Here is a 2,621-nt window from a genome sequence, read left to right on the forward strand (position 1 = left end):
CCGGCTCGCTGCCTGAGGTGCAGCCGGACCCGGCTGCGGTGAAGCTGCTGCCGGCGGACATCAAGGCGCGGGGCACCCTGACGATGGCTGCGGATCTGCACTACCCGCCGACCTCGTTCCTGGACACGGACAACAAGACGCCGATCGGCTACAACGTCGACATCGCCCACCTGCTGGGCAAGACGCTCGGGCTCGAGGTCGAGGTCAAGAACGTGACGTGGGATGGCGTGATCCCGGGGATCGCGGCCAAGCGCTACGACTTCACGGCCACGAACATGAGCCCGACGCCGGAGCGGCTCAAGGTGTTGAACATGATCACGTACTGGTCGGCCGGATCGTCGCTCATCGTGGCGAAGGGGAATCCGCTGGGGCTGAGCCTCGCCGACCAGTCGGTGTGCGGGAAGAAGATCGCGGTGATGACCGGCAGCACGCAACAGGAGACGTACGTGCCCGACATCTCCAAGACGTGTGAGGCCGGCGGCGCGGCCGCCGTGGACGCGGTGGTGCTGCCGAACGTGCAGGGTGCGTTGACGCAGCTCGCCTCGAAGCGGATCGACGGGGTCTTCTCCGACACCTCGCAGCTGGGCTGGGCGGCGAAGCAGCAGCCGCAGGCGTTCGAGCTGCTCTCGCCGCAGTACAAGAAGAAGCAGGGCGATGACATCGTCGCGCTCGGGGTGTCGAAGAACTCCCCGCTCGCGCCGGCGCTGCACGCCGCGATGCAGTCGTTGATGGCCGGTCCGGCGTACAAGGCGACGCTGGAGAAGTGGGGCCTGGGCTCCGGCGCCATCACGAGCTCCGAGCTGCTGAAGTAGCGCCATGGCTGCGGGAACCACTCTGGAACAACGAGGTCCGACGCAGGAGGTGAGGCTGGTGCAGGCCACCGAGAAACCGCGGGTGCATCGCCGGGGAACGCTGGAGTACCTCGCCTGGGGCCTGTGCCTGCTGGTGCTGGTCGCGGTGGCGTACACGCTGACGAGCAACGAGAACTACCAGTGGGGCGTGGTCGCGCAGTACTTCACCGCCCCGACGGTGCTCAAGGGCCTGGTCCTGACGCTGGTGCTGACCGCGTTGACGATGTTCTTCGGGACCATACTGGGGCTGGTCATCGCGATCCTGCGGGTGTCGAAGGTGCGCCCGGTGATGCTGCTGGCCTCCGGCTACATCACCTTCTTCCGCGGCACCCCGGTGCTGGTCCAGCTGATCTTCTGGTTCAACATCGCCGCGCTGTACCCGAACATCCGGATCGGGATCCCGTTCACGAGCATCTCCCAGGCGGTCGATGTCAACGCGTTGATGTCCGCGACCACCGCGGCCATCGTCGGGCTCTCGCTGAACGTGGCCGCGTACCTGGCCGAGATCATCCGCGGCGGGTTCGCCTCGGTCGACAAGGGCCAGCTCGAGGCCGCGGACTCGCTCGGGATGAGCGGGCGCACCAAGCTGTGGCGGATCATCATCCCGCAGTCGATGCCGACCGTGATCCCCGCGGTCGGCAACCAGGTGATCGGGATGTTCAAGGAGACCTCGCTGGTCAGCGTCCTCGGCGTGGCCGAGCTGCTGCAGAGCGTGCAGCTGATCTACGCGCGGACCTACCAGACCATCCCGCTGCTGATCGTGGCGTGCCTGTGGTACATGGTCATGACCCTCGCGCTGAGCTACCCGCAGTCCCTGATCGAGAAGAAGTACTCCCGCTCCAAGTCCCGCGTGGCCACCGGGGCGGGAGCGGTCCAGATCCCGCTCGACGCCAGACTAGGTGGTGAAGCCCGATGACCAACACGACCACCAACAGCACGACCACCAGCACGACCACCAGCACGACCAGCAGCACGACCAGCACGACCAGCACGACTGGTGTGGGCGATGGTGTGGGGACGGTGTATGCGCGCGCGCTGCGCAAGAGCTTCGGGGACCGGGTGGTGCTGGACCGGATCGACCTGGACGTGGCCTGCGGGGAGATCGTCTGCCTGATCGGGCCCAGCGGGTCGGGCAAGTCGACCCTGCTGCGCTGTGTCGACGGGCTCGAGGAGATCGACCGCGGGATCCTGCGGGTCAACGGCGAGGACCTCGGCTTCCGCGAGGACGACGCCACCTACCAGGCCCTGACCCGCAAGGAGCTCGCCGCGCAACGGACCCGGATCGGGATGGTGTTCCAGTCGTTCAACCTCTTCCCCAACATGACCGCCCGGGAGAACGTCATGTCCGGGCCGGTGCTGGTCAAGGGCACCCCCAAGGCCCAGGCCCGTGAGCGGGCCGAGGCGCTGCTGGCCAGCGTCGGCCTCGACGGGCACGGCGAGCACTACCCGTGGCAGATGTCCGGCGGGCAGCAGCAACGCGTCGCGATCGCCCGCGCCCTGGCCATGGACCCGCAGGTCATGCTCTTCGACGAGCCGACCAGCGCCCTGGACCCCGAACGCGTCGGGGAGGTCCTGGCCGTCATGAAGGACCTCGCCCAGCGCGGCATGACGATGATGGTGGCCACCCACGAGATGGGCTTCGCCAAGGAGGTCGGCGACACCGTCATGTTCATGGACGGCGGCCTCGTCGTCGAACAAGGCCCCCCCGCCGAGGTCCTGTGCAACCCGAAGGAACCCCGCACCCAGAAGTTCCTCGAGAAGGTGCTCTGA

3 protein-coding genes are annotated in these 2,621 nt (G+C 67.5%); all 3 read left to right on the forward strand.

The features are described 5' to 3' along the window. Positions 1–812: ABC transporter substrate-binding protein (locus H9I49_RS23285; protein WP_188032796.1), on the forward strand; the 812-nt coding region annotated here is incomplete at its 5' end. Between the two features lie 58 nt (positions 813–870). Next, entirely contained in the window at positions 871–1,767 is an 897-nt protein-coding gene (locus H9I49_RS23290) for an amino acid ABC transporter permease (protein WP_370587715.1), read from the forward strand. After that, positions 1,764–2,621 carry an amino acid ABC transporter ATP-binding protein gene (locus H9I49_RS23295; RefSeq protein ID WP_188032798.1) on the forward strand — a complete coding sequence of 286 codons (858 nt, stop codon included), beginning with the start codon at positions 1,764–1,766 and terminating at the stop codon, positions 2,619–2,621. The genes H9I49_RS23290 and H9I49_RS23295 overlap by 4 nt, the downstream gene beginning before the upstream one ends.

This window comes from Terrabacter sp. MAHUQ-38 (genome assembly GCF_014518425.1).
Lineage (GTDB): Bacteria > Actinomycetota > Actinomycetes > Actinomycetales > Dermatophilaceae > Terrabacter.